Below are 20,178 nucleotides of genomic sequence, written 5' to 3' on the forward strand. Positions count from 1 at the left end.
CTTCTTATTTAGCGCGTCCCGAGCCGGCCGTCAACTCCTTCTCGAACCAGTGCTCGGCGTACGGTCCGTGCGAGTAGGCGGGGATCTCGACATAGCCGTGCCGGGCGTACAGCGCCCGGGCCTCGACCAGGTCGGAGCGGGTGTCCAGGCGGATCCGAGCCGCTCCGGCCGCCAGGGCCCGCGCCTCGACGGCGGCCAACAGCGCGGCCCCTCCGCCGATGCCGCGGTGCGCGGGCCGCACGAACACCCGGGTCAGCTCGGCGAACTCGGCCTGCCACCGCAGCCCGGCGCAACCGGCCAGGTCCGGCCCGTGGTGGGCGAGCAGGAGCAGACCACCGGGGTACGTCAGGTCATCGCTGGGCATCTCCGCCAGGGCGGCCTCGACCTCGCCGGGTCGGGCCGGGCGGCGGTAGTAGCGCACCACCATCTCGGTCATGTACTCGCTCAGCAGGAGTGTCGCGTCCGGATGGTCGGGCCGGACGGCCTCGGTCACCCACTGCCGGACGGCCGTGGTCACGCGTTGCCCTCGGTGGCGGCGGTCCGGCGGTAGATGCCCTGCTCGCGGGTCAACAACCGCGCGTCCACCAGGTAGCGGCGCAGCGTGGCGTGGTCCGACGCGCCACCGGCGCACCACGGCTTGAGCGCGTCGTCGACGGCCCGCTCCGGATAGCGGGTGCCCGGCGCGAACGACCGTTGCGCGATGTGGGCCAGCAACACCCGCCGCCTCCCGAGCTGCGCCGGCATGCCCACCAGCACGTCGCCGCGCAGGAACGTGCGCAGCACCGGGTCCTCGGTCGACTCGGTGTCGTCGGCCGGGCGGCTGTCGCGCGCCGCCGCCCGCAGCGACGCCTCGTCGACCGTGAGCGCGCCGTCAGTGCCGGTGACGAGGCCCGCGTCGGCGAGCCGACGGAGCCCGGTGAGCACGACCCGCGCCCCCAAGCCGGAGCGCCGCACGACCTCGGGCACGGTTGTCGCTCCCAACGCGACCGCCGCGAAGATCCGTCGCCGTCCGTCGTCGGCCAGGGCCCCGGCCAGAGCGTGCGCAGTCATGCCGGTCACCCTCCCATCGGCGTACGAGAGCCGCCAGGTGATTTCCGGGGTACGCGCCCGGGCCCACCATCCCTGGCCTGCCGGTACTCATTGCGAGGTTGAGGAAGATCGGGACAGCGGTCAGCGGTGAGCGTGCTCGTGCTGAGAAGGCTGCCGCGGCGAGGGCACACCGGGAGGCGCTGCGCTGCGGGCGCGGCAGCGGTGGGGGCGCGAAGACGCCTGAAGCGTCGATTTCGAAGTCAGGTGTGTCCGCGCGGACGAAGGCGGGCACCCGGACCTGGCGGGAACTATTCATGGTTTCGGCGATTCCATGGTTTCGGCAGGAGGCGCCGACGGGCCTCCCGGATCCAGTGGCGGGTAGCCGGTTCTCCGGCTGGCGGGACGTCAAGATCACGTCGCTGAAGGAGCCCGCACCGGTTCTGCGGTGCGGGCTTCGAATGGCACGGCGGACGGAGGCGGGGAGGTCACTCGAACCCGTCCCCATCGCGCACGTGCGCCACTGGTCACTGATCCATGCGCGTCAGCATGGTCAACCCGTGCCCGTTGGGCAATGGATTTACCGGTCGGCAGGCCCGTACCCCTGGTGGTCGCCGGTCTGCTGGTCCTCGCCGCCTGCGGCGGCACCGCGCTCGTGCCCGGCGTACGCCGACTCACCTGGCCACCGGCCCGCGAACCGCAACCGGCCGGACCCGCCGGTCTGCGCCGATCAGGCCGGGCCGATGTGGACGGTCAGCGGGCGGCGCGGGCCATCGCGACGAAGCCGCGCCAGGCGTCCGGGCGGAACGTGAGGGTCGCGCCGTCGCGGTCCTTCGAGTCACGCACGAGCACCACGCCCGGAAGGTTGTCGGCGACCTCGACGCAGTTGCCGCCGTTGCCGCCGCTTCTCGTGCTCGTGCGCCACCGCGCCCCGGTCATGTCCATGATCCCGCCGCTTCTCTGAGAAGGTCCAGGGAACGTCCCCGGGGCAGCGCCTCGCCGCGAATCCGCTCCCACCGCCGCTCCAGGCTAACAAGCTCCGAAGGCCGGTCGAGGATCTGCGCCTGCGCGGCGCTGTCGACGTGCGCGAGGCGCGAGCCGTCCGGCAGGTCGGCGATGGTGAACGGTCCGTCGAGCCCGGGGTAGCTGGGCGCGTCCGCCGGAACGATCTGGAGTTGGACGGTGTCCGTCTCGACGTAGCCGAGCAGGCGGGTGAGTTGCGCCGCCATCAGCGCCCGGTCGTCGCCGACACGGCGGCGCAGCACCCCCTCGTCGAGCAGGGCGATGAGCAGCGGCCCCTCGGCGTCCCGGTCGATGATCGACTGCCGATTCATTCGCGCCTCGGTGAACTGGTCGACCGCGTCCGCGGTCAGCACCCCGCCGGCCAGGGTCGCCCGCGCGTACGCCTCGGTGTGCAGCAGCCCCGGCACCCATGTCAACTCGAACGACCGCAGGGTCACCGCCTCGCGTTCGATGTCGACCCACGGCCGGAACCACACCGGTTCGCGGCGACGAAGGGCGTCCGGCCACAGTGCCTCGGCGTCGCGCGCCAGCACCTCGGCGACGGTCGCGCGGTGTCGACTCTGGGGAACGTGGCCCGGGTTCGCCCACCGGGCGACGGTCTTCGGGTGCACACCGATCCGGTCGGCGAGGCTCTCGGCCGTGTGGCCCGCCTCGGCGAGCGCGGCGACAAAGGCGTGGTTCATTCCGTTCCTTCCAGGGAGCAAATGGGCTGCGCCACAGAGAACACGTAACGCTGTGTGCTTGTCCAGCGACTCCCGGGAAAGTGGGGTATCGACGGCGCGGCCGGCAGGGACCCGAACCCGGCGGACGCGTTCGCAGCGGGGACCGCTGCCGCGACCGGAAGCGGCCCCCGCCTCCAGCAGCCGACCTAGGAGGTACGCGTGGCCCACACCGAAGGAACGGCCAAGAGGCCGACGCACTCCCCGTTGCGCCCTTCGTGGCGTTGCCCGGTCTGCGGCATCCTCTGGCCGTGCTCCACCGCGAAGCTGCGGCTGCTCGGCCGGTACCGCGAGGACCGCCCGGGTCTGTTGACGCACCTGGCGGCGGTTCAGAAGGAGGCCGAGGCCGACCTCGCCGCGCTCAACCCCGACGTGGCGCTACCCGATCTGACCCCGCGTTTCGTCGGCTGGGCGCAGCCCCGCTGAGCAGATCGGCCCCTCGGTACGCAGTCGCGCGTGCTGGTGCATGTCGTGCCAGCCGTCGGCGTGCCGCATCGACTGACGCGCCACCCCCTCCACGGCGAAGCCGCCCCGCGTGGCGACCCGGCACGACGCCGCGTTGGCCGTCGAGTGGTTCAGCTCCAACCGGTGCAACCCGGCCCGCGTGAAGCTCCACCGGGTCAGCGCCTCCAGCGCCGCGGTGGCGATCCCCCGACCGCGCGCGTCGGGCAGCAGCCAGTACGAAATCTGCGCCGACCCCTCGGTCAGCAACACGTCCCGCAGCCCCGTCTGGCCGACCGGCCGGTCGTCGCCGTCGACGATCGCGAAGCTCACGGCCGTCTCGGCACGCCACCGGCCGATCCACTGTGCCGTCCACGCCCTGGCCTCGGCCTCGTCGTCGAGCCGGAGCACGTGCCATCGCTGGATCGCCGGACAGCCGAACGCCGTACGGACGGCCGGGGCGTCGTCGTCGCGCCACGGCCGCAGCGCCAGCCCGGGGCGTACCTCGAGGTGGGGTTGTTCCTGGGCGGCGAGGCTCCCGGCAGGCAGGGCGGGGGTCACGAGCAGCGGCATCGGCTCATTATCCGGCGGCCCGCCCCACCCTCCTCCTGATGATCGCGCTCGTTCCATGATGGAGTGGCCTTCCTTTGCGAGGAGGCCCCTACATCCATGTTCGAGCGCGATCATCGCGCGTCGTGGGAACTGCGGGGGGTCTCACTCTCCGGTCGGGCTGCCTGCCAGCTCGGCGACCACGTCGAGGTGGCCCAGGTGGCGGGCGTACTCCTGCACGAGGTGGAACAGCACCCGTTCCAACGACGCCGGGTCCGCGCCATTCCAGCGCGGGCCCGGCGCACCGACCTCGGTCAGGTCGTGTGCCGTCACGACGGCCGTGGTGTGCGCGCCCTGCGCCCGCAGCGCCGCGACCAGGTCGTCGCGGGTCTCGTCGGGAGCGACGTACCAGCGGTCGTCCCGACGGTCACCCCACGGCTCGGCGACGTCCCGGCCCTCGAAGCCCCACTCGATCCAGCGCAGCTCGACGTGGCGCAGGTGCGTGAGCAGTTCCAGCGGCGTCCACCCGGACGGCAGTCGACTGCTGCGCAGCTCGGCCTCGTCCAACGCCGACACCTTGGCTACCACCGACTCGCGGAAGTAGTCCAGGTAGCGCAGGAAGACCTCGGTACGGCTGTCGACCGGCGCGGTTGGCTCGGGGAAGGCCGTCACGGCAGTTCACGCCCGCGCTGCCGGACCCCGGCCGCGCCGTACGGGTAGTCGCCCACCGGGGGCGTGCTCGCCTCGTCCAGCAGCCGCATCTGCTCGTCGGTCAGGACGAGGTCGGCGGCGGTCAGGTTGTCGTCGAGCTGCTCGGTGGTGCGCGCGCCGAGGATCACCGAGGTGACCGCGGACCGGGCCGCCAGCCAAGCCAGCGACACCGCCGACATGGACGCGCCGAGGTCCTTGGCGACCTGGCCGACCGCGTCGAGCACCTGCCAGGTGCGCTCCTGCCCGTTGCGACCGGCGTACGCCTCGACGCCGCGCTCCGGGTTCTCGCCGAGCCGGGTCGCGCCGGTGGGCGTGGTGTCGCGCCGGTACTTGCCGCTCAGCCAGCCCCCACCCAGCGGTGACCACGGCAGGATGCCGATGCCCTCGTTCTCACAGACCGGCACCAGCTCGAACTCGATCTCCCGGGCCAGCAGGTTGTACTGCGGTTGCAGCGTCACGATCGGGGTGAGGTTGAGGTGCTGGGTGAGCAGGGCCGCCTTCTGCAACTGCCAGCCGGTGAAGTTGCTGACCCCCGCGTAGCGGATCTTGCCGGCGCGTACCGCGTCGTCGAAGAAGCGCAGCGTCTCGGGCAGCGGCGTCAGTGGGTCCCACGCGTGCGCCTGGTAGAGGTCGACGGCCTCGACGCCGAGCCGCCGCAGACTCGCGTCCAGGGCGCGGGTGAGGTGCACCCGGGACAGGCCGGCGTCGTTCGCGCCCGGGCCCATCGGGAAGCGGCCCTTCGTGGCGATGACGAGGCGGTCGCGCACGTCGGGCCGGGCCCGCAGCCAGCGACCGACGATCTCCTCCGAGACGCCCCTGGAGTAGACGTCGGCGGTGTCGAGGAAGGTGCCGCCGGCCTCGACGAACCGGTCGAGCTGCGCGAAGCTGCCCTCCTCGTCGGTCTCCGCGCCGAAGGTCATGGTGCCCAGACAGAGGGTCGACACCACCGTGCCGGTGGCGCCCAGATTGCGATAGCGCATATCGTCCTTTCGGTCCGAGTGACAAGCTGATCTTCGCACTCGTCCCCACCACCCGCACACGGACGATCCCGCACCCCGGCACGGGCACCCACGCGGCGACGCCGCCGGTCATCATGAGCGGGTGAGCGAGCCCGCGATCGATATCGACCGACCGCGCCGACCCACCGAGCAGCCGCCGTCGGCGACGCCACCCGAGCCCGGCGCGCCCACGCGCGGTCCGTGGCTGGTGGCCGCCGCGACCAGCGTGACGCTGCTGCTGCTCGCCGGGCGCTACGGCTATCACCGCGACGAGCTGTACTTCCTGCTCTGCGGCCGGCACCTCGACTGGGGTTACGTCGACCAGGGCCCGCTGGTCCCCGCGCTGGCCCGACTGCTCGACGAGATCGCGCCGGGCAACCTGGTGGTCCTCCGGACGCCGTCGGCGCTGCTGGCCGGGGGCGCGGTCCTGCTGGTCGCCGCCATCGCCCGGGAGCTGGGTGGCGGCCGGGGCGGGCAGAGCTTCGCGGCGGTGCTCGCCGCGATCTCCGGCATCGTGCTCGCCAGCGGGCACCTGCTCAGCACCACGACCGTCGACCTGGTGGTCTGGCTCGGTGTGGCGTGGTGCGCGGTGCGACTGCTGCGCACCGGCGACACCCGCTGGGCGCTCCCGCTCGGGCTGGTCCTCGGCGTGGGCATGCTCAACAAGCTGTTGCCGGCGCTGCTGGCCGTGGGCCTGCTCGCCGGGGTGCTGATCGCGGGGCCGCGTCGGCTGCTGCGCGACCCCCGGGTGCTCGCCGCCGCCGCGATCGCCCTGGTGCTGGCCGCGCCGAACCTGATCTGGCAGGCGGCGCACGGCTTCCCGCAACTCGGCGTGGCCGCGTCCATCTCCGACGGGGACAGCTCCTACAGCGGCCGCCTCGACGCGTTCACCCTCCAGTTCCTCATCATCAGCCCGTACGCCGTACCCATCTGGATAGCGGGTCTCGTCGCGGTGCTGCGCCGGCCGGCGTGGCGGTCGTACCGTGCGATGGGTTGGGCCTGGGTGGTCGTGCTCGGCGTGGTCCTGGTGGCCGGCGGCAAGGGCTACTACGACGCTCCCCTGCTGCTGGTGCTCGCCGCGGCGGGCGCGGTGGTGACCGCCGCCTGGGCGTCGCGTGGTTCGGCGTGGCTGCGGCGGGGGTTGCTCGCGGTCGGCGCGGTGCCGTTCCTGCTGCCCAGCATCGTGCTGCTGTTGCCCGTGCTGCCGGCCGACCGGCTGCCCGCCTTCGTGGTCGACGTCAACTACGACGCCGGCGAGACCATCGGCTGGCCGGCGTTCGCCGACTCGCTCGCCACCGTCCACCGTGGCCTGCCGGAGTCCGAACGCGCGCGGGCGGTCGTTCTCACCGCCAACTACGGCGAGGCCGGGGCGGTCGCGCGCTACGGGCCGGCCCGGGGGCTGCCCCGGGCGTACTCCGGTCACAACAGCATGCTCGACTTCGGCCGCCCGCCCGCCGACGCGGACGTGGTCATCGCGGTCGGCTGGGAGCGCCCCGACGTGCTGAACGGCTGGTTCGAGCAGTGTGTGCTGGCCGGGCGGGTGGACCAGCGGGTCGAGGTGGCCAACGACGAGAACGGCGGCCCGATCCACGTGTGCCGGGGGCTGCGGCGTCCGTGGGCCGAGATCTGGGACACCGAGGTACGCCGGGCCGGCTGAGCCACGTCACGCCCGCCGAGTGCTCAGCCGGCGGGGTCACCGGTGAGCCAGGCGCGGACGGTGGCCAGGGCCTCGGGGCCGGAGTCGGCGTCCACGTCGCGGGCGAGGTCGGCGATCGTAATGCCAGCCAGGGCGTCGCGCCACGCCGTCTCGGCGGTCCACATGGCGCGGGCGATCGGGCACGCGCCGGTGCAGTCGCCGGGCGGGGTGGCCAGCGGGCCGCGTTGACGGATCTCGGTGCACACGAAGGCCGGACCCGGCCCGTCGACGGCGTGCACCACGTCCAGCACGCTGATCGACTCCGGCGCGCGGGTCAGCGCGTAACCACCGGACTTGCCCTGCACGGAGTGGATGAGCCCGGCGCGGGCCAGCGACTGGAGCTGCTTGGCGAGGTAGCTGCCGGAGACGTCGTGCAGCTCCGCGAGCCGGGCGGCCGGGACCGGCCGGCTGCTGGTGGTGAGCACGACACAGCAGTGCAGCGCCCACTCGACACCGCCGGACATCTTCATCGCCTCACCCTAGCCACCCCTGATACTCGGATTATTCTTATCCGAGTATAGTTCTCGGACATAAGAGGTCCGAGTTTGCCGGTGCCACTGGGGGGCCGGGACGAACGGGACACGGAAGGTGGAACGGACATGAAGATCGCTGTGATGGGCGGGACGGGCCTGATCGGCTCCCAGGTCGTCCAGATCCTGCGCACGGCCGGGCACGACGCGTTCGGGCACTCGCAGTCGACCGGAGTCGACCTCCGCACCGGGCAGGGCCTCCCCGAGGCGCTCAAGGACGTCGACGTCGTCGTCAACCTCACCAACTCGCCGACCTTCGACGAGGCCTCCCCCGCCTTCTTCCAGACCACCATGGACAACCTCCTGACCGCCGCCGAGCAGGCCGGCGTCGGACACGCCGTGGTCCTGTCGATCGTCGGCGTCGACCAGGTGCCCGACCTGGCCTACTACCGCGCGAAGGTGCTCCAGGAGGACATCCTCAAGGCCAGCGGGGTGCCGTACTCGATCGTCCGCGCCACCCAGTTCTTCGAGTTCATCGACGCGGTCATCTCCTGGACCGCCGACGAGACCGGCGTACGCCTGCCCAGCACCCCCGTTCAGCCGATGGCCGCGGCCGACGTGGCCCAGGCCGTCGCCGACGTGAGCGTGGGCGCGCCCCTTCAGGGCATCCGCAACGTGGCCGGCCCCGACGTGTTCGGGCTCGACGAGCTGGGCCGGATCACCCTCGCCGCTCGCGGCGACCAGCGGACCGTCACCACCGACGACACCGCCGGCATGTTCGCGGCGGCCCCCGGTGACGTGCTCACCGGCAAGGAGGACGCCGTTCTCGCGCCCACCTCGTACCGGGAGTGGCTGGCGCGCTGACGCTCCACCGTGACGGGCGGGCTACGCTCGGCTCATGGTCACGGCGGGTCTCCTCCTGGCGGCCGGCGCCGGCCGACGGCTCGGCCAATCCAAGGCCCTCCTGCCCTACCGTGGCCGCCTGCTCGTGGAGCACGCCGCCGACCTCCTCACCGCCGCCGGCTGCCGACCGGTGCTCGTGGTGCTCGGCGCGAAGGCCGATGAGATCCGCGCCCGCACCCGGCTGCCCGAGGTGGTGGTGAACGGCGAATGGGCGTCGGGCATGGGCTCGTCGCTGCGGGCCGGGCTGGACTCTTTGGCGTCCAGCCCGGCCGCCGCCGTCGTGGTCACCCTGGTCGACCAGCCCGACCTGACCCCCGAGGCGGTACGCCGCGTCGCCCGCGACGCCACCGCCGAATCCCTCGCCATGGCCACCTATCGCGAGGGGCGACGCGGACATCCGGTGCTGCTCGGGCGCGACCACTGGGCCGGAGTCGCCGAGGCGGCGACCGGCGACCGGGGCGCCCGCGACTACCTCCGCGCCCACGCGACAGCCGTACGACTGGTGGACTGCGCCGACGTCGCCGACGACACCGACGTCGACCTGCCCGAGCACGCCGCCCGCCTCCGATAGGGTGACGCCGTGCTCAGCGAGGTCAAGGGGTTGTCCCGACACTTCACCGAGGCCACTCTGCGCGACCATCTGCTGCGGCGTTCGGTGCGGCAGGACGACGGCTGCCTCCTCATCACCGGGTACGGCACGCGGCGCGGCGTTCACCAGAAGGTCGCCGGCCGCGCCTGGGCGCACATCGCCGCGTACGTCGTCTTCGTCGGCGGGTACCGCCCCGATCTGGAGGTCGACCACCTCTGCCCGGCGAAGGACTGTATCGAGCCCACCCACCTGCGGCAGGTCAGCCGCGCCGAGAACTGCCGCAGCCGAGCGCAGGGCCCGACCTGCCGCAACGGGCACGACCGCGAGATCGACGAGTCGACGGGTCGATACCGCCGGACGTGTCGCGCCTGCAACCGGGACAGCCAACGCCGGTGGCGGCAGCGCCAGGCCGCCGAGGTGAGCCAGGCCCGCTCGGCGTACCTGCCGAACTGACGTCCGGGTCCCTGTTTCACCAGGCGATTCAACCTCCACGCAAGGTTCCCGCACACCCGCGCCGGCAGCCTTCGACGCAGATACCCCGGACGTCCGGGGCAACTCGCACAGGAGGTTCCCATGCAGCTCGGACGAATCGCTACGGCGCTCGCCATCCCCGTCGGCGCGGTGCTGACGTTCGCCGCGCCGGCCTCGGCGGCGGCACCGTCGGCGCAGGCGGCGGCGAGCCCGCCCTCGGCCTGCTACGGCGGCTACTCGTACGACGGCGGCGCCTTCGCCTGCTTCGCGCCCTACGGCGAGCACCTCTGGGTCTGTGACACGGGACTCAACCACCACCCGGCGGTGAACTACGCCATCAACGGCGGCTCGTACAGCGGCAACCGGCACTACTACCCCGGCAACGGCAACTGCGTCGACATCGACCTCGACATCGCCGAGACCGGCTACATCACGTTCACGATCTCGAACTACGAAGGCTCCACGTTCGTCAGCGGCAGCCGGCTCTACGAGGTTGGCGCCGGCGACTGACGCCCTGCGCGCACCACCGCCGCAGCGGGCCCCGGGACTCCCTCAAGGAGTCCCGGGGCCCGCTGCCGTGCCGTCCCAGCACGTAGGCGGCGGTCCTCGCGGTCCGGATTCGAGACGGCCTCCGAATACAATGGAGGGACTTCTTGAGCGAATCTTGAATCGCCTGGTCAGGCAGGGAACGGCGACAGCGGGGGACGGTGTCGGTGAAGTTCAGGCTGCTCGGCGAGGTCGAGGCGGAGATCGACGGCGAATGGGTCGACCTGGGCCACGCTCGGCAGCGCAGCGTCCTGGCGATCCTGCTCATCGAGGCGAACCGCGTCGTGCACGTCGACCAGTTCCTCGACCGCGTCTGGGCCGACCATCGTCCGCAGCGCGCCGTGAATTCGCTGTACAGCTACCTGTCCCGCCTGCGGGCCTGCCTGGCCGGCGGTGCCGAGATCTCCCGCCGCTCGGGCGGCTACCTGCTCAGCGTGGACCCCGCCGCGGTGGACCTGCACCGGTTCCGCGACCTGGTCGCCGGGGCGCGCGCCGTGCCCGACGACGAGGCGGCGCTGGGGCGGTTCGACGAGGCCCTCGGCCTGTGGCGTGGCGAGCCCTTCACCCAGCTGGACACCCCGTGGCTCAACGAGACGCGCGAGGCGCTCACACAGGAGAGGGTGGCCGCCGAACGGGACCGCACGGACACCGCGCTCCGCCTGGGCCTGCACGCGTCCCTGCTGCCGGACCTCCTGCGGGACGCGCCGGCCCATCCGCTGGACGAGCGCCTCGCCGGGCAACTCATGCGCGCCCTGTACCGCTGCGGTCGGCAGGCCGAGGCGCTGGAGCACTACGACCGGCTGCGCCGTGTCCTGGCCGACGAGACCGGCGTCGACCCCGGTCCCGATCTGCAAGCGCTGCACCTGGGCATCCTCAACGGCGACCCGACCCTCGCCGCGCCGACGACCGGGACGGCGGCGCCCCACCCGACGCCCCGGCAGCTGCCGGCCCCACCGCCGTTGTTCACCGGCCGGGTCCGCGAACTGGCCACGCTGTCCCGCCTGGTCGAGAGCCAGACCGACGACGCGGACGCCGTCGCCGTCGCGGTGATCGGTGGCACCGGCGGCGTCGGCAAGACCTGGTTGGCCCTGCGCTGGGCGTACGACCACCTGGACCGCTTCCCCGACGGCCAGTTGTACGTGAACCTGCGCGGGTTCGACCCCGCCGCCGAGCCGGTGCCGCCACCGGTGGCCCTGCGGGGCCTCCTCGACGCCCTGGCCGTACCCCCCAAGGCGATCCCGACCGGCCTGGAGGCGCAGGCGGCCCTCTACCGCACGCTGCTCGCGGACCGGCGGATGCTGATCGTGCTCGACAACGCCCACGACACCGAGCAGGTCGCCACCCTGCTGCCCGGCAGCCCCACCTGCACCGTCCTGGTGACCAGTCGCCGCCGCCTGGGTGGCCTCGTCGCGCAGGGCGCACAGGGGTTCACCCTGAACGTGCTCACCGACGACGAGGCCCACCACCTGCTGTCCCGCCGGTTCGGGCCACGACTCCTCGCGGAGGAACCCGACAGCGTCGCCGCGCTGCTGGCCCGGTGCCACGGCCTGCCACTGGCCCTCAGCATCGTCGCGGCGCGCGCGGCGATGCACCCCGATCTTCCGCTGCGGGCGCTGGTCGACGAGCTGTCCGAGGAGGCGACGCGGCTGGACGCCCTGACCACCGGCGACCTGAGCGCCGACCTGCGCGCGGTCTTCGCCTCCTCCACGCGCGCCCTGCGGCCGGAAGCGGCCCGGATGTTCCGGCTGCTCGGTCTGACCCCCGGCCCCGAGGTGGGCCTGGGGGCCGCGGCGAGCCTCAACGGTCTCTCCCCGCGGCAGACCCGGCCGCTGCTGCACGACCTGCACGAGGCGCACCTGGTCCACCAACAGACGTCGACGCGGTACCGCCTGCACGATCTGGTCCGCCTGTATGCGGCGGAGCAGGTCGAGCGCGACGCCCCGGACCACCGGCAGGCCGCCCTCGTCCGCATGCTCGACCACTACCTGCACACCGCCCACGCGGCGGCGTGCCTGCTCGACCCGGCCCGCGAGTCGATCACGCTGCCGCCCGCACAGCCCCAACTCACCCTCGACCCGGTAGCCGATCAGGCGCAGGCGCTGGCCTGGTTCCACACCGAACACGCCGTGCTGCTCGGCATCCTGCGGCAGGCCGCGCGCGACGGGCTCGACGCGTACACCTGGCAGTTGGCCTGGACGATGGAGAGTTACCTCGACGAGCAGGGACACTGGCGTGACTGGACCGCGACGCAACTCGCGGCGCTGCGGGCCGCGAGCCGGCTCGGTGAGCGGCGCTGGCAGGCGTGCTCGCACCGCAGCCTGGGGGTGGCCCACACCCAGCTCGGCGAACTCGACGAGGCCCACCGGCACTACCAGGGGGCGCTCGCGTTGTTCGAGGCCCTGGGCGACCCGGTCAGCCAGGCGCACACCCACCGTGGGCTCGGCTGGGCCTTCAACCAGCAGGACCGCTGGTCCGACGCGTTGCGCCACAACGAGTTGGCACTTGAGCTCTACCGGCAGGCCGGGCACCGGGCCGGGGAGGCGATGGCCGTCAACAATGTCGGCTGGCTGCACACCCAGCTCAGCGACCACGGCGCGGCCGTGGCGTACTGCGAGCGGGCGGTCGAGCTCAACCAGGAGATCGGCGACCAGCACGCCGAGGCGGGCGCCTGGGACAGCCTCGGTTACGCGTACCACCACCTGGGCCGGCACGCCGAGGCCAACACCTGCTACCAGCGGGCCCTCAAGCTGGTCCGCAACTTCCGGGACCGCTACAACGAGGCGGAGATCCTGACGCATCTGGGGCAGAGCCACTCCGCCGCCGGCGAGGCCGAGCAGGCGCGCGAGTTCCTGCGGCAGGCGGCGACGATCCTTCGCGAACTCGACCATCCGAACGCCGAGACGGTGGCCGACGCGTTACGCGACCTCGACGACTGACCGCCGCCACCACCGTCGTCGAAGAGGAGAGTCAAGACTCCCTCAAGGGCCGCGCAAGCCGGCAGGCCGACGCTTTCTGACGTCCACCTTCGTCAGTCAGAAAGTAGGAGAACCGATGAGACGGATTCGCATGGCGCTGGTCACGGCGGTCGCCCTCGCGGCGTCGACCCTCAGCGTGGCCAGCCCCGCGTACGCCGCGGGCGACACCCAGCTCGGCATCGACGTCGGCAACATCGCGTGGGAGCAGTACACGTCCACCAACGCCGACGTCCAGGCACGCCTGTCCGAGACGTCGACCGAGGACTGCAACTTCTACAGCGGCTTCTGGGCCGACCCGGCCAACGACCGCTATGACGGCACCGCCTTCACCTACGGCAAGTGCGGCAAGACCACCAACGGCTACATGTACCGCGACGGCACCAAGGCCTGGGGACCGGTGGCGTGGCGCAAGCGGCCCTGGTGCGCGGACTTCGCGAAGTTCGCCTTCTACTGGGGCGGCGCGAAGTACACCGGTCTCACCGCAGCGGCCGGTAGCTTCCGGACGTACGGCATCAACAACGGCACCTGGCACGGGCGCGGCAGCGGCTACGTCCCGCGCAAGGGTGACGCGGCGGTCTACGACTGGGACGGCAACGGCACCTACGATCACGTCGCCATCGTCACGTCGTACTACGACACCAGCACGGACGGCAACCACTACGTGGTCGGCGGCAACCAGTCGGACGGCGTGACCCACCCGCAGTACAGCAACTGGGCCTCGTCCATCGTCGGGTACGCCTCACCGGCCGCGAGGTAGACCGGGCGACGACACCGGCTCCGGGCCATCGGGTCCGGAGCCGGTGTCGAACGCCGAGGTGCGCTCGACCGGGGGCAGCCGTGCAGCGCCCGGCGGCGGCCGATGCGTCTTCCTAGTGGGAAGTACTGACGGGAGCGGGCGTGTCGTTCGAAGATTTCGTGGCGGGGTACGGCCGGTCGCTGGTGCGCCTGGCGTTCGTCCTGAGCGGCGACCGGCAGGTGGCGGAGGATCTCGCGCAGACCGTGCTGGCCGACGTGTACCGGCACTGGAAGCGGGTGCGCGCGGCGACGGACCCGGAGGCCTACGTACGCCGCATGCTGGTGAACGCGCATCTGAGTTGGCGTCGCCGGCGCTGGACGACGGAGCGGCCCACCGACCTGCGCCAGGAGACCGGTGCCACGGTGGCCGACCCGGCCGACGCGGTCGCCGCCCGGGACCAGATGCGGGTGCTGTTGAGCCGGCTCGCCCCGCGCGCCCGCACAGTGCTTGTCCTGCGCTACTACGCCGACCTGGACGACGCGGCGGTCGCCGCGGCCATGGGGGTCAGCGAGAGCTCCGTGCGGGCCACCGCCTCACGTGCCCTGGCGAGCCTGCGCGGTCCCGCCGCCATCGACGCACCGAGGGAGACCCGATGAACCAGTCGACCGAGCGCGAGTTGCGCGAGTTCTTCGCCGCCGACGCCGCCGACGCCCCCGACGAGCTGGCCGTGGTCGCCGGGGCGGTGCGCAGGGTCCACCGCAGGCGCCGGACCCTGACGGTGGCGGCGGCCACGATCACGGTGATCATCGCGGCGGCTGTGTACGGCGTCCACCGGCCGACCGCGACGCCGCAGGCACAGCCGCCGGTCACTCCCTCGTCCGTACCGGTCACTCCGACGCCTGCGGCCGACCTGCCGGCCGGGGTGAAGCCCGGCGCTCCGCTCGCCTTCGGCGCGGCGCAGTGCGTCAAGGCGTACGCGCCGGAGACGCTCGCCGAGCAGGCCTTCGCCTTCGACGGCACCGTGATCGGCATCGGACCGGCCCGAACCGAACGCGGCGCGCATCCTCCCGTGGACCTGCGATCGGTCACGTTCCAGGTGCACACCTGGTTCAGGGGCGGTTCCGCGGGCACCGCCGTGGTGGACATGTCGCCGCCCGCCGCCGCGACCGGGACGGGCGATGCCACGTCCGAGGGTGGCCCTGCCTATCGGGTCGGCACCCGGTTGCTCGTGTCCGGTACGCCCCGGTGGGGCGGCGCGGCGCTCGCCGACCCGATCGCGTGGGGTTGTGGCTTCACCCGCTACTACAGCCCTTCGATGGCGGCCGACTGGGCCACCGCGACGAAGTGAACGCTCCTTGTCAACGACGAACCTCGAGCTGCGTACGCCGCTCGTAGGCCCGGCACCTACGTTCAGGTCGCCAACGATCTCGCGCCACCAACGAAACACTTCAACGCTGCTGCATTAGCCGCAGTACACCAGCTTGAGTGCTTACGCACAAGAACTGTCATTATGGTGCACGCATGTTATGCCCCTTTTGTGGGTGCTAATTAACGGATTACCGTTACCGGCAATCCGATAATCAATGGCTGAGCCGGTCGCCTACGCTCAGGAGCCGACGGTGCGGCAGCTCGGTGGAGGGGTCATGGCTCTGCGGTTCGAACATCGCCCGACCGAGACGGACACGCGCATCGTCGACCGTGTCTGGCGCACCACCAGCGACGCCGAGGAGACGATGACGTCCGTGGCGCGTACGTGCTGCCACCTGATCGTGACGCGGACGACCGGGCGGCTCCTGGTCTCGCTGCGCGGGCCGGAGACCAGGGCGACCACGGCACCGGTCCCGCCGCACGCCGAGTTCGTCGGGATCCGGTTGACGCTCGGCGCCGTCTTCCGGCCGCACCCCGCGACGTCGATCGTCGACAGCCACGTGTCCTTCCCGGTGACACGCTCGGGCCGGGTGGTCATCGGCGGCGAGGACTGGGAGACGCCGACGTACGAGAACGTCGAGCAGTTCGTCCGACGGCTGCGCGACGCGGGGCTGCTGGTGCCCTCACGCCTGACGGGCACCGGGGCCGACCGTCCCGGGTCCACGCGCACCCACCAGCGGCAACACCGTGCCGTCACCGGACTGTCGCCGACCGCCGTGACGCAGATCGACCGCGCGAACGCCGCGGCCACCATGCTGCGCGACGGCCTCGACTGGCGCACCGTCGTCGACATGCTGGGCTACTTCGACCAGGCCCACCTGGCACACGCGCTGCGGCGCTTCGTCGGACATACCGCGCGGGGACTGCGCCCGGGCGACGAACCGACGATGTCGTTCCTGTACAAGACCGACCTGCGGCCCGGCAGCTAACCTCCGTCGGCCGGCCGCCGGAGACGACCGGCCGAATCACACCAACGGAGGAGAACCGTGCTGCTCAGCGTCAACGTCTTCATCAGCCTCGACGGGATCATGCAGGGACCGGGCGCCCCGGACGAGGACCGCTCGGACGGCTTCGACCGGGGCGGCTGGCTCGTCCCGCACATGTCCGCGCACACCAACGAGGTCGTCGAGGGCTGGTTCCGTACGGCCGACGCCTTCCTCTTCGGCCGCACGAGCTACGGCCTGCTCGGCGGGTACTGGCCGAAGGTCACCGCACCCGACGACCTGATCGCCACCAAGCTCAACACCCTGCCCAAGTACGTCGTCAGCGAGACGCTGACCGACGAGGAGGCCGACTGGAGCCCGACGACGGTGCTGCGCACCGACGTCGTCGACGCGGTGCGCCGGCTCAAGGAACGCCCGGGCGGGGAACTCCAGGTACACGGCAGTTGGCGGCTCGTGCAGACGCTGCACAAGGCCGGACTCGTCGACCTCTACCGGCTGCTGCAGTACCCGGTCGTCGTCGGCGGCGGGAAGCGCCTGTTCCCGGACGGGTCGACGCCCGCGACGTTCGCGGCGTCCGAGGACGGCATCCGCGTGCTGTCCGGCGGCGTCGTCTCGCTGACCCTGACGCCGGCGACCCTCGGCGTCCTCTCGACGGGCGCCTACACGGTTGACGAGGGGCGCTCGGTGCCGGTGCTCGGCTGACACCGACGAGTGGCGCAGGTCGTGGGGCCGCGGCCGTCCCGGAAGGCGAACAGGGGTGCTCAATTCGTGGTTCTGATCGAAATCCTGTCGAGCTGCTGCCGAAGACCGTCCGCTTCCTCCCTGCGGCCGACTCCTTCCAGCACATCGGCCAGCGTCCGGTACGCGGAGAGTGCTTGCCCTGCGAACTTCTCCGGCATACGTTTGGCCAACGATCCGTAGAGCTGAGTCGCCTCGGTGATCGCCTTCAAGGCTTCGGACAGGTTCTGCTTCACGTCTGCGCACACCGTGGCGTATGTCCACAACGCCATGGCGAGGTCAGGTAGGTGGGCGTCCGGGTTCGTCTCGGCCAGCCGCCGCCGGATGGCCACGATTTCCCTGGCCGGGGCTATGGCCCGTTCGCGGCGGCCCAGCGCGAACCGGATGCTGCCGACGCTGGTCAACGAGGTGGCGAGGTCGACCAGGTAGGCGTCCGGATCTACCTCGGCCAGCCGCCGGTGAATGACGGCGGCTGCCTCAGCAGCAGCCAACGCCTGCTCAGGGCGGCCCAGCGCGGACAGACAGGTGCCGAGATTGGTCAACGACGCCGCGAGGTGGGGTCGGTAGGCGTCCGGGTTCGTCTCGGCCAGCCGCCGTGCGATGGCCACGGCTTCCTCGGCCGGGGCCAGGGCCTGCTCAGGGCGGCCCAGCGCCGACAGGTGGGCCCCGAGGTTGGTCAACGAGTCGGCGAGGTGGGGAAGGTGGACGGCCGGGTTCGTCTCGGCCAGTCGCCGCCAGGTGGCCACGGCTTCCTCGGCCGGGGCCAGGGCCTGGCCAGGGCGGCCCAGCTCGAACAGGTAGGCGCCGACGTTGTTCAACGAGTCGGCGAGGTGGGGAAGGTGGACATCCGGGTTCGTCTCGGCCAGCCGCCGCCGGACGGCCACGGCTTCCTCGGCCGGGGCCAGGGCCTGCTCAGGGCGACCCAGCGCGGACAGGCGGAGACCGAGGTTGTTCAACGACAGGGCGAGGTCGGGTAGGTAGGAGTCCGGATTCGCCTCGGCCAGTTCCCGGTAGGCGAGGGCGGCTGCCTGAGTCGCGGCCAGCGCCTGCTCGCGGCGGCCCAAGCCGGACAGGCAGTTGCCGAGGTTGGTCAACGACAGGGCGAAGTCGGACACGTAGACGCCTGGGTTCACCTCGGCCAGCCGTCCCAAGATGGCCACGGCTTCCTCGGCTGGGGCCAGGGCCTGCCCGGGGCGGCCCAGCTCGGACAGGCAGGCGCCGAGGTTGGCCAACGACAGGGCGAGGTCGGATAGGAAGGCGTCCGGGTTCGCCTCGGCCAGCTGCCGCCAGGCGGCCACGGCCTCCTCGGCCACGGCCAGAGCCCCCGCTAGGCGGCCCAGCCGGGCTAGGACGGCAGCGACGTTGTTCAGCGACGCGGCAAGAAGCGGTAGGTAGGCGTTCGGGTCTGTCGCGGCCAGCCGACGGACGATGGCGGCGGCCTCCTGAACCAGAGCCACGGCCTGCTCGCCGCGACCCAGCTCGGACAGGCGGAGGCCGAGGTCGTTCAACGAGGTGGCGAGGTTTTCTTGGTGGGCGTCCGGGTCCGCCTCGGTCAGCCGCCGCCAGGTGGCCACGGCCTCCTCGGCCACGGCCAGAGCCTCCTCCCGGCGGCCGGCACGGGCAAGGCGGAATACCTGATTGGACTGCAGAACGGCTTGTTCGGCGGGATCAGTGGTGTGGGCGAGACGGTGTGCGGTCAGCACGCTGGTGACGGCGGCCGCGGCGATGTCATAGTTTATGTGCCTGTCGGCCGGCAGCAGAGGTTCGATGCTCTCCAGCACCTCGATACTCACGGATCGGCTGGTAGCGAGAGCGGTCAACGCGGTGCCGCCCGCTCTGATCGCGAGATCGGGATATTCGCGTAACAGCGGATAGAGGAGAGTGCTGCCCACGTGGGGCCAGCGGTCAGCGGCTGCGGCGAGGAACGTGACCGATCGGGAGAGCACCGAGCTTGTCGAGTCGTCCCGGGGGCGGGCGGTCAGGAGAGCGGTTGCGGTGGCGGGTGCCCAGTTCTGCGCGGGGTAGTCGATGTGGTGTCCCGGCAGGGTGAGTGCGAGGAAGTCCTCGGTGAGCCGGTCCGGGTAGAGGGGTTCCAGGACGGTTGGCTGGTTGGATTCGGCGGGTGGATAGCAGACCGTATGGTCGCGGAGGATCTGTTCGACATCTGGCCCGATACCGAGGTGTTCGAGAAGCTCGGCGCCGGCGGTGCGGTCGAGTGCGCCGGTGAGGGCAGCGGTGAAGACGGCGTGGTTCATCACGTCGCCGGGGGTCCGATAGCCGCTCCCTGTTCCCGTGACGCCGTCGTGGTAGAGCCGTCGCCAGTGCAGTTGTTCCCGATTGAGCAGGTACCGGGTCAGGGCGTCCATGCCTTCGGGGGGCCGCTCGCCGCTGACAGCGGCGTCGACGGCGACCAGGGCGGCCATGTGTACGGCGAGGGTGAGCCCGAACTCGGGACTGTCGAGCTGGACCGGGGGCAGGATCGAGGTGGGGCGGGGATGCCGGTAGATGGCGGCGAACCGATCGCGGGCCGCGGTGAACATGGTGGGTCGGGCGTGATCGGTGGGCAGGTCGGGGAGCCGCTGGGCGCTCGTGTGGCCCCGATAGTTGTCGAGGACGGCGCTGATCGCCGGCCACGTGTCCAGGCTGCGGCCGATCATGAGAACTCGGGTGGGGACGCCGTCCTGGTGAAGGAGGGTGTTCTTGAGCAGCCAGGTGAGGTTGCTCAACAGCCACCGGTCGGCGTAGTCGACCACGAGAAGCAGCCCGGCGGTCCCGGTCAGGGCGAGGTCGTGGCTGCCGGGCTCGGGCCGGTCGGCGTCGGGGCCGTGGAACGCGGCAACCACTTTCCAGCCGGCGGTGAGCGACTCGGCCGCGAGTTGGGCGGCGAGACGGGTCTTGCCTTGCCCGCCGGGCCCGTGCAGCCAGCGCACGCTCAGCCGCGGCGGTCCGCCGTCGCGCCACTGCCGCAGGTCGGCGAGTTCTTGATCGCGGCCGGTGAACGGCACCACGGCGCGTCGGGCGTTGAGCATGCGGCTGGGCATCTGCCGCAGCCAGTCCACGTCGGCGTCCGGTTCGGGTTGCCAGTTGGCCAGCAGGTAGAGCGGTTCGCCGTTGGCGAAGACATGGATGTCGGCGTTGATCACGCCGTAGGCGAACCCGCCGACTGAGGTGACCTGCTGGAGCGAGGGGTCTGGTCCGTCTGCCGTGACCATGCG

General features: G+C 71.9%; 21 protein-coding genes. 12 read left to right on the plus strand and 9 right to left on the minus strand.

What is annotated here, in order from left to right:
- Positions 1 to 4: 4 nt before the first annotated feature.
- From ABZ272_RS18130 to ABZ272_RS18145, 4 genes are all read right to left on the minus strand, one after another.
- Entirely contained in the window at positions 5 to 517 is a 513-nt protein-coding gene (locus tag ABZ272_RS18130) for a GNAT family N-acetyltransferase (protein WP_355051082.1), read from the minus strand.
- Positions 514 to 1,050, minus strand: a complete 537-nt coding sequence (locus ABZ272_RS18135; protein WP_355051083.1) for a DUF2087 domain-containing protein — start codon at positions 1,048 to 1,050, stop codon at positions 514 to 516. The genes ABZ272_RS18130 and ABZ272_RS18135 overlap by 4 nt, the downstream gene beginning before the upstream one ends.
- Positions 1,051 to 1,779: 729 nt before the next feature.
- Positions 1,780 to 1,971: a DUF397 domain-containing protein gene (locus ABZ272_RS18140; RefSeq protein ID WP_355051084.1), complete on the minus strand. Its 192-nt coding sequence runs from the start codon at positions 1,969 to 1,971 to the stop codon at positions 1,780 to 1,782.
- The gene (locus ABZ272_RS18145) at positions 1,962 to 2,732 is read right to left on the minus strand and encodes a DUF5753 domain-containing protein (RefSeq protein WP_355051085.1); all 771 of its coding nucleotides are present in this window, start codon (positions 2,730 to 2,732) and stop codon (positions 1,962 to 1,964) included. The genes ABZ272_RS18140 and ABZ272_RS18145 overlap by 10 nt, the downstream gene beginning before the upstream one ends.
- Before the next feature lie 198 nt (positions 2,733 to 2,930).
- Between ABZ272_RS18145 and ABZ272_RS18150 the strand changes: the two genes are divergently transcribed.
- Entirely contained in the window at positions 2,931 to 3,194 is a 264-nt protein-coding gene (locus ABZ272_RS18150; protein ID WP_355051086.1) for a flavin reductase, read from the plus strand.
- On the opposite strand, the gene ABZ272_RS18155 is transcribed toward ABZ272_RS18150, so the two are convergent.
- The 3 genes from ABZ272_RS18155 to ABZ272_RS18165 all read right to left on the minus strand — a co-directional run bounded on the left by ABZ272_RS18155 (position 3,147) and on the right by ABZ272_RS18165 (position 5,449).
- Positions 3,147 to 3,782: a GNAT family N-acetyltransferase gene (locus ABZ272_RS18155; RefSeq protein WP_355051087.1), complete on the minus strand. Its 636-nt coding sequence runs from the start codon at positions 3,780 to 3,782 to the stop codon at positions 3,147 to 3,149. The two genes, ABZ272_RS18150 and ABZ272_RS18155, sit on opposite strands and share 48 nt — an antisense overlap.
- A 141-nt stretch (positions 3,783 to 3,923) precedes the next feature.
- On the minus strand, positions 3,924 to 4,430 hold the full coding sequence (locus ABZ272_RS18160; protein WP_355051088.1) for a DUF664 domain-containing protein: 507 nt from the start codon (positions 4,428 to 4,430) through the stop codon (positions 3,924 to 3,926).
- Complete coding sequence (locus ABZ272_RS18165; RefSeq protein ID WP_355051089.1) at positions 4,427 to 5,449, minus strand: aldo/keto reductase; 1,023 nt, start codon at positions 5,447 to 5,449, stop codon at positions 4,427 to 4,429. Before ABZ272_RS18165 ends, ABZ272_RS18160 begins: the two co-directional genes overlap by 4 nt.
- A 121-nt stretch (positions 5,450 to 5,570) precedes the next feature.
- Between ABZ272_RS18165 and ABZ272_RS18170 the strand changes: the two genes are divergently transcribed.
- A complete protein-coding gene (locus tag ABZ272_RS18170) occupies positions 5,571 to 7,124 on the plus strand; it encodes a glycosyltransferase family 39 protein (protein WP_355051090.1) in 1,554 nt (517 codons plus the stop codon).
- Between the two features lie 23 nt (positions 7,125 to 7,147).
- On the opposite strand, the gene ABZ272_RS18175 is transcribed toward ABZ272_RS18170, so the two are convergent.
- The gene (locus tag ABZ272_RS18175) at positions 7,148 to 7,633 is read right to left on the minus strand and encodes an Rrf2 family transcriptional regulator (protein ID WP_355051091.1); all 486 of its coding nucleotides are present in this window, start codon (positions 7,631 to 7,633) and stop codon (positions 7,148 to 7,150) included.
- Positions 7,634 to 7,762: 129 nt separating this feature from the next.
- Between ABZ272_RS18175 and ABZ272_RS18180 the strand changes: the two genes are divergently transcribed.
- The 10 genes from ABZ272_RS18180 (at position 7,763) to ABZ272_RS18225 (ending at position 16,927) form a co-directional block, all read left to right on the plus strand.
- Complete coding sequence (locus tag ABZ272_RS18180) at positions 7,763 to 8,497, plus strand: NAD(P)H-binding protein (protein WP_355051092.1); 735 nt, start codon at positions 7,763 to 7,765, stop codon at positions 8,495 to 8,497.
- Positions 8,498 to 8,531: 34 nt separating this feature from the next.
- Entirely contained in the window at positions 8,532 to 9,107 is a 576-nt protein-coding gene (locus ABZ272_RS18185; RefSeq protein ID WP_355051093.1) for a nucleotidyltransferase family protein, read from the plus strand.
- A 9-nt stretch (positions 9,108 to 9,116) separates the two neighbouring features.
- Positions 9,117 to 9,578 (plus strand): HNH endonuclease, encoded by a 462-nt coding sequence (locus ABZ272_RS18190; RefSeq protein ID WP_355051094.1) that lies wholly within the window; start codon positions 9,117 to 9,119, stop codon positions 9,576 to 9,578.
- A 120-nt stretch (positions 9,579 to 9,698) separates the two neighbouring features.
- Entirely contained in the window at positions 9,699 to 10,106 is a 408-nt protein-coding gene (locus ABZ272_RS18195; protein WP_355051095.1) for a hypothetical protein, read from the plus strand.
- A 203-nt stretch (positions 10,107 to 10,309) separates the two neighbouring features.
- The gene (locus ABZ272_RS18200; RefSeq protein WP_355051096.1) at positions 10,310 to 13,078 is read left to right on the plus strand and encodes a BTAD domain-containing putative transcriptional regulator; all 2,769 of its coding nucleotides are present in this window, start codon (positions 10,310 to 10,312) and stop codon (positions 13,076 to 13,078) included.
- Positions 13,079 to 13,193: 115 nt separating this feature from the next.
- Positions 13,194 to 13,874 (plus strand): CHAP domain-containing protein, encoded by a 681-nt coding sequence (locus ABZ272_RS18205; RefSeq protein ID WP_355051097.1) that lies wholly within the window; start codon positions 13,194 to 13,196, stop codon positions 13,872 to 13,874.
- Between the two features lie 140 nt (positions 13,875 to 14,014).
- Complete coding sequence (locus tag ABZ272_RS18210) at positions 14,015 to 14,509, plus strand: sigma-70 family RNA polymerase sigma factor (RefSeq protein WP_355051098.1); 495 nt, start codon at positions 14,015 to 14,017, stop codon at positions 14,507 to 14,509.
- Positions 14,506 to 15,201 carry a hypothetical protein gene (locus ABZ272_RS18215; protein WP_355051099.1) on the plus strand — a complete coding sequence of 232 codons (696 nt, stop codon included), beginning with the start codon at positions 14,506 to 14,508 and terminating at the stop codon, positions 15,199 to 15,201. Before ABZ272_RS18210 ends, ABZ272_RS18215 begins: the two co-directional genes overlap by 4 nt.
- A 295-nt stretch (positions 15,202 to 15,496) precedes the next feature.
- A complete protein-coding gene (locus ABZ272_RS18220) occupies positions 15,497 to 16,210 on the plus strand; it encodes a helix-turn-helix domain-containing protein (protein WP_355051100.1) in 714 nt (237 codons plus the stop codon).
- Positions 16,211 to 16,267: 57 nt separating this feature from the next.
- Positions 16,268 to 16,927 (plus strand): dihydrofolate reductase family protein, encoded by a 660-nt coding sequence (locus tag ABZ272_RS18225; RefSeq protein ID WP_355051101.1) that lies wholly within the window; start codon positions 16,268 to 16,270, stop codon positions 16,925 to 16,927.
- A 59-nt stretch (positions 16,928 to 16,986) separates the two neighbouring features.
- On the opposite strand, the gene ABZ272_RS18230 is transcribed toward ABZ272_RS18225, so the two are convergent.
- A complete protein-coding gene (locus tag ABZ272_RS18230) occupies positions 16,987 to 20,175 on the minus strand; it encodes a tetratricopeptide repeat protein (RefSeq protein WP_355051102.1) in 3,189 nt (1,062 codons plus the stop codon).
- Between the last annotated feature and the right edge of the window lie 3 nt (positions 20,176 to 20,178).

The sequence above is a fragment of the Micromonospora sp. NPDC005979 genome (assembly GCF_040614415.1).
Classification (GTDB): Bacteria; Actinomycetota; Actinomycetes; order Mycobacteriales; family Micromonosporaceae; genus Micromonospora.

Coding starts and splice junctions, on each gene's coding strand:
- ABZ272_RS18215 (WP_355051099.1), top strand. CDS start 14,506: ATGAACCAGTCGACCGAGCGCGAGTTGCGCGAGTTCTTCGCCGCCGAC.
- ABZ272_RS18175 (WP_355051091.1), bottom strand. CDS start 7,633: ATGAAGATGTCCGGCGGTGTCGAGTGGGCGCTGCACTGCTGTGTCGTG.
- ABZ272_RS18195 (WP_355051095.1), top strand. CDS start 9,699: ATGCAGCTCGGACGAATCGCTACGGCGCTCGCCATCCCCGTCGGCGCG.
- ABZ272_RS18145 (WP_355051085.1), bottom strand. CDS start 2,732: ATGAACCACGCCTTTGTCGCCGCGCTCGCCGAGGCGGGCCACACGGCC.
- ABZ272_RS18185 (WP_355051093.1), top strand. CDS start 8,532: ATGGTCACGGCGGGTCTCCTCCTGGCGGCCGGCGCCGGCCGACGGCTC.
- ABZ272_RS18180 (WP_355051092.1), top strand. CDS start 7,763: ATGAAGATCGCTGTGATGGGCGGGACGGGCCTGATCGGCTCCCAGGTC.
- ABZ272_RS18230 (WP_355051102.1), bottom strand. CDS start 20,175: ATGGTCACGGCAGACGGACCAGACCCCTCGCTCCAGCAGGTCACCTCA.
- ABZ272_RS18135 (WP_355051083.1), bottom strand. CDS start 1,050: ATGACTGCGCACGCTCTGGCCGGGGCCCTGGCCGACGACGGACGGCGA.
- ABZ272_RS18205 (WP_355051097.1), top strand. CDS start 13,194: ATGAGACGGATTCGCATGGCGCTGGTCACGGCGGTCGCCCTCGCGGCG.
- ABZ272_RS18155 (WP_355051087.1), bottom strand. CDS start 3,782: ATGCCGCTGCTCGTGACCCCCGCCCTGCCTGCCGGGAGCCTCGCCGCC.
- ABZ272_RS18220 (WP_355051100.1), top strand. CDS start 15,497: ATGGCTCTGCGGTTCGAACATCGCCCGACCGAGACGGACACGCGCATC.
- ABZ272_RS18140 (WP_355051084.1), bottom strand. CDS start 1,971: ATGGACATGACCGGGGCGCGGTGGCGCACGAGCACGAGAAGCGGCGGC.
- ABZ272_RS18165 (WP_355051089.1), bottom strand. CDS start 5,449: ATGCGCTATCGCAATCTGGGCGCCACCGGCACGGTGGTGTCGACCCTC.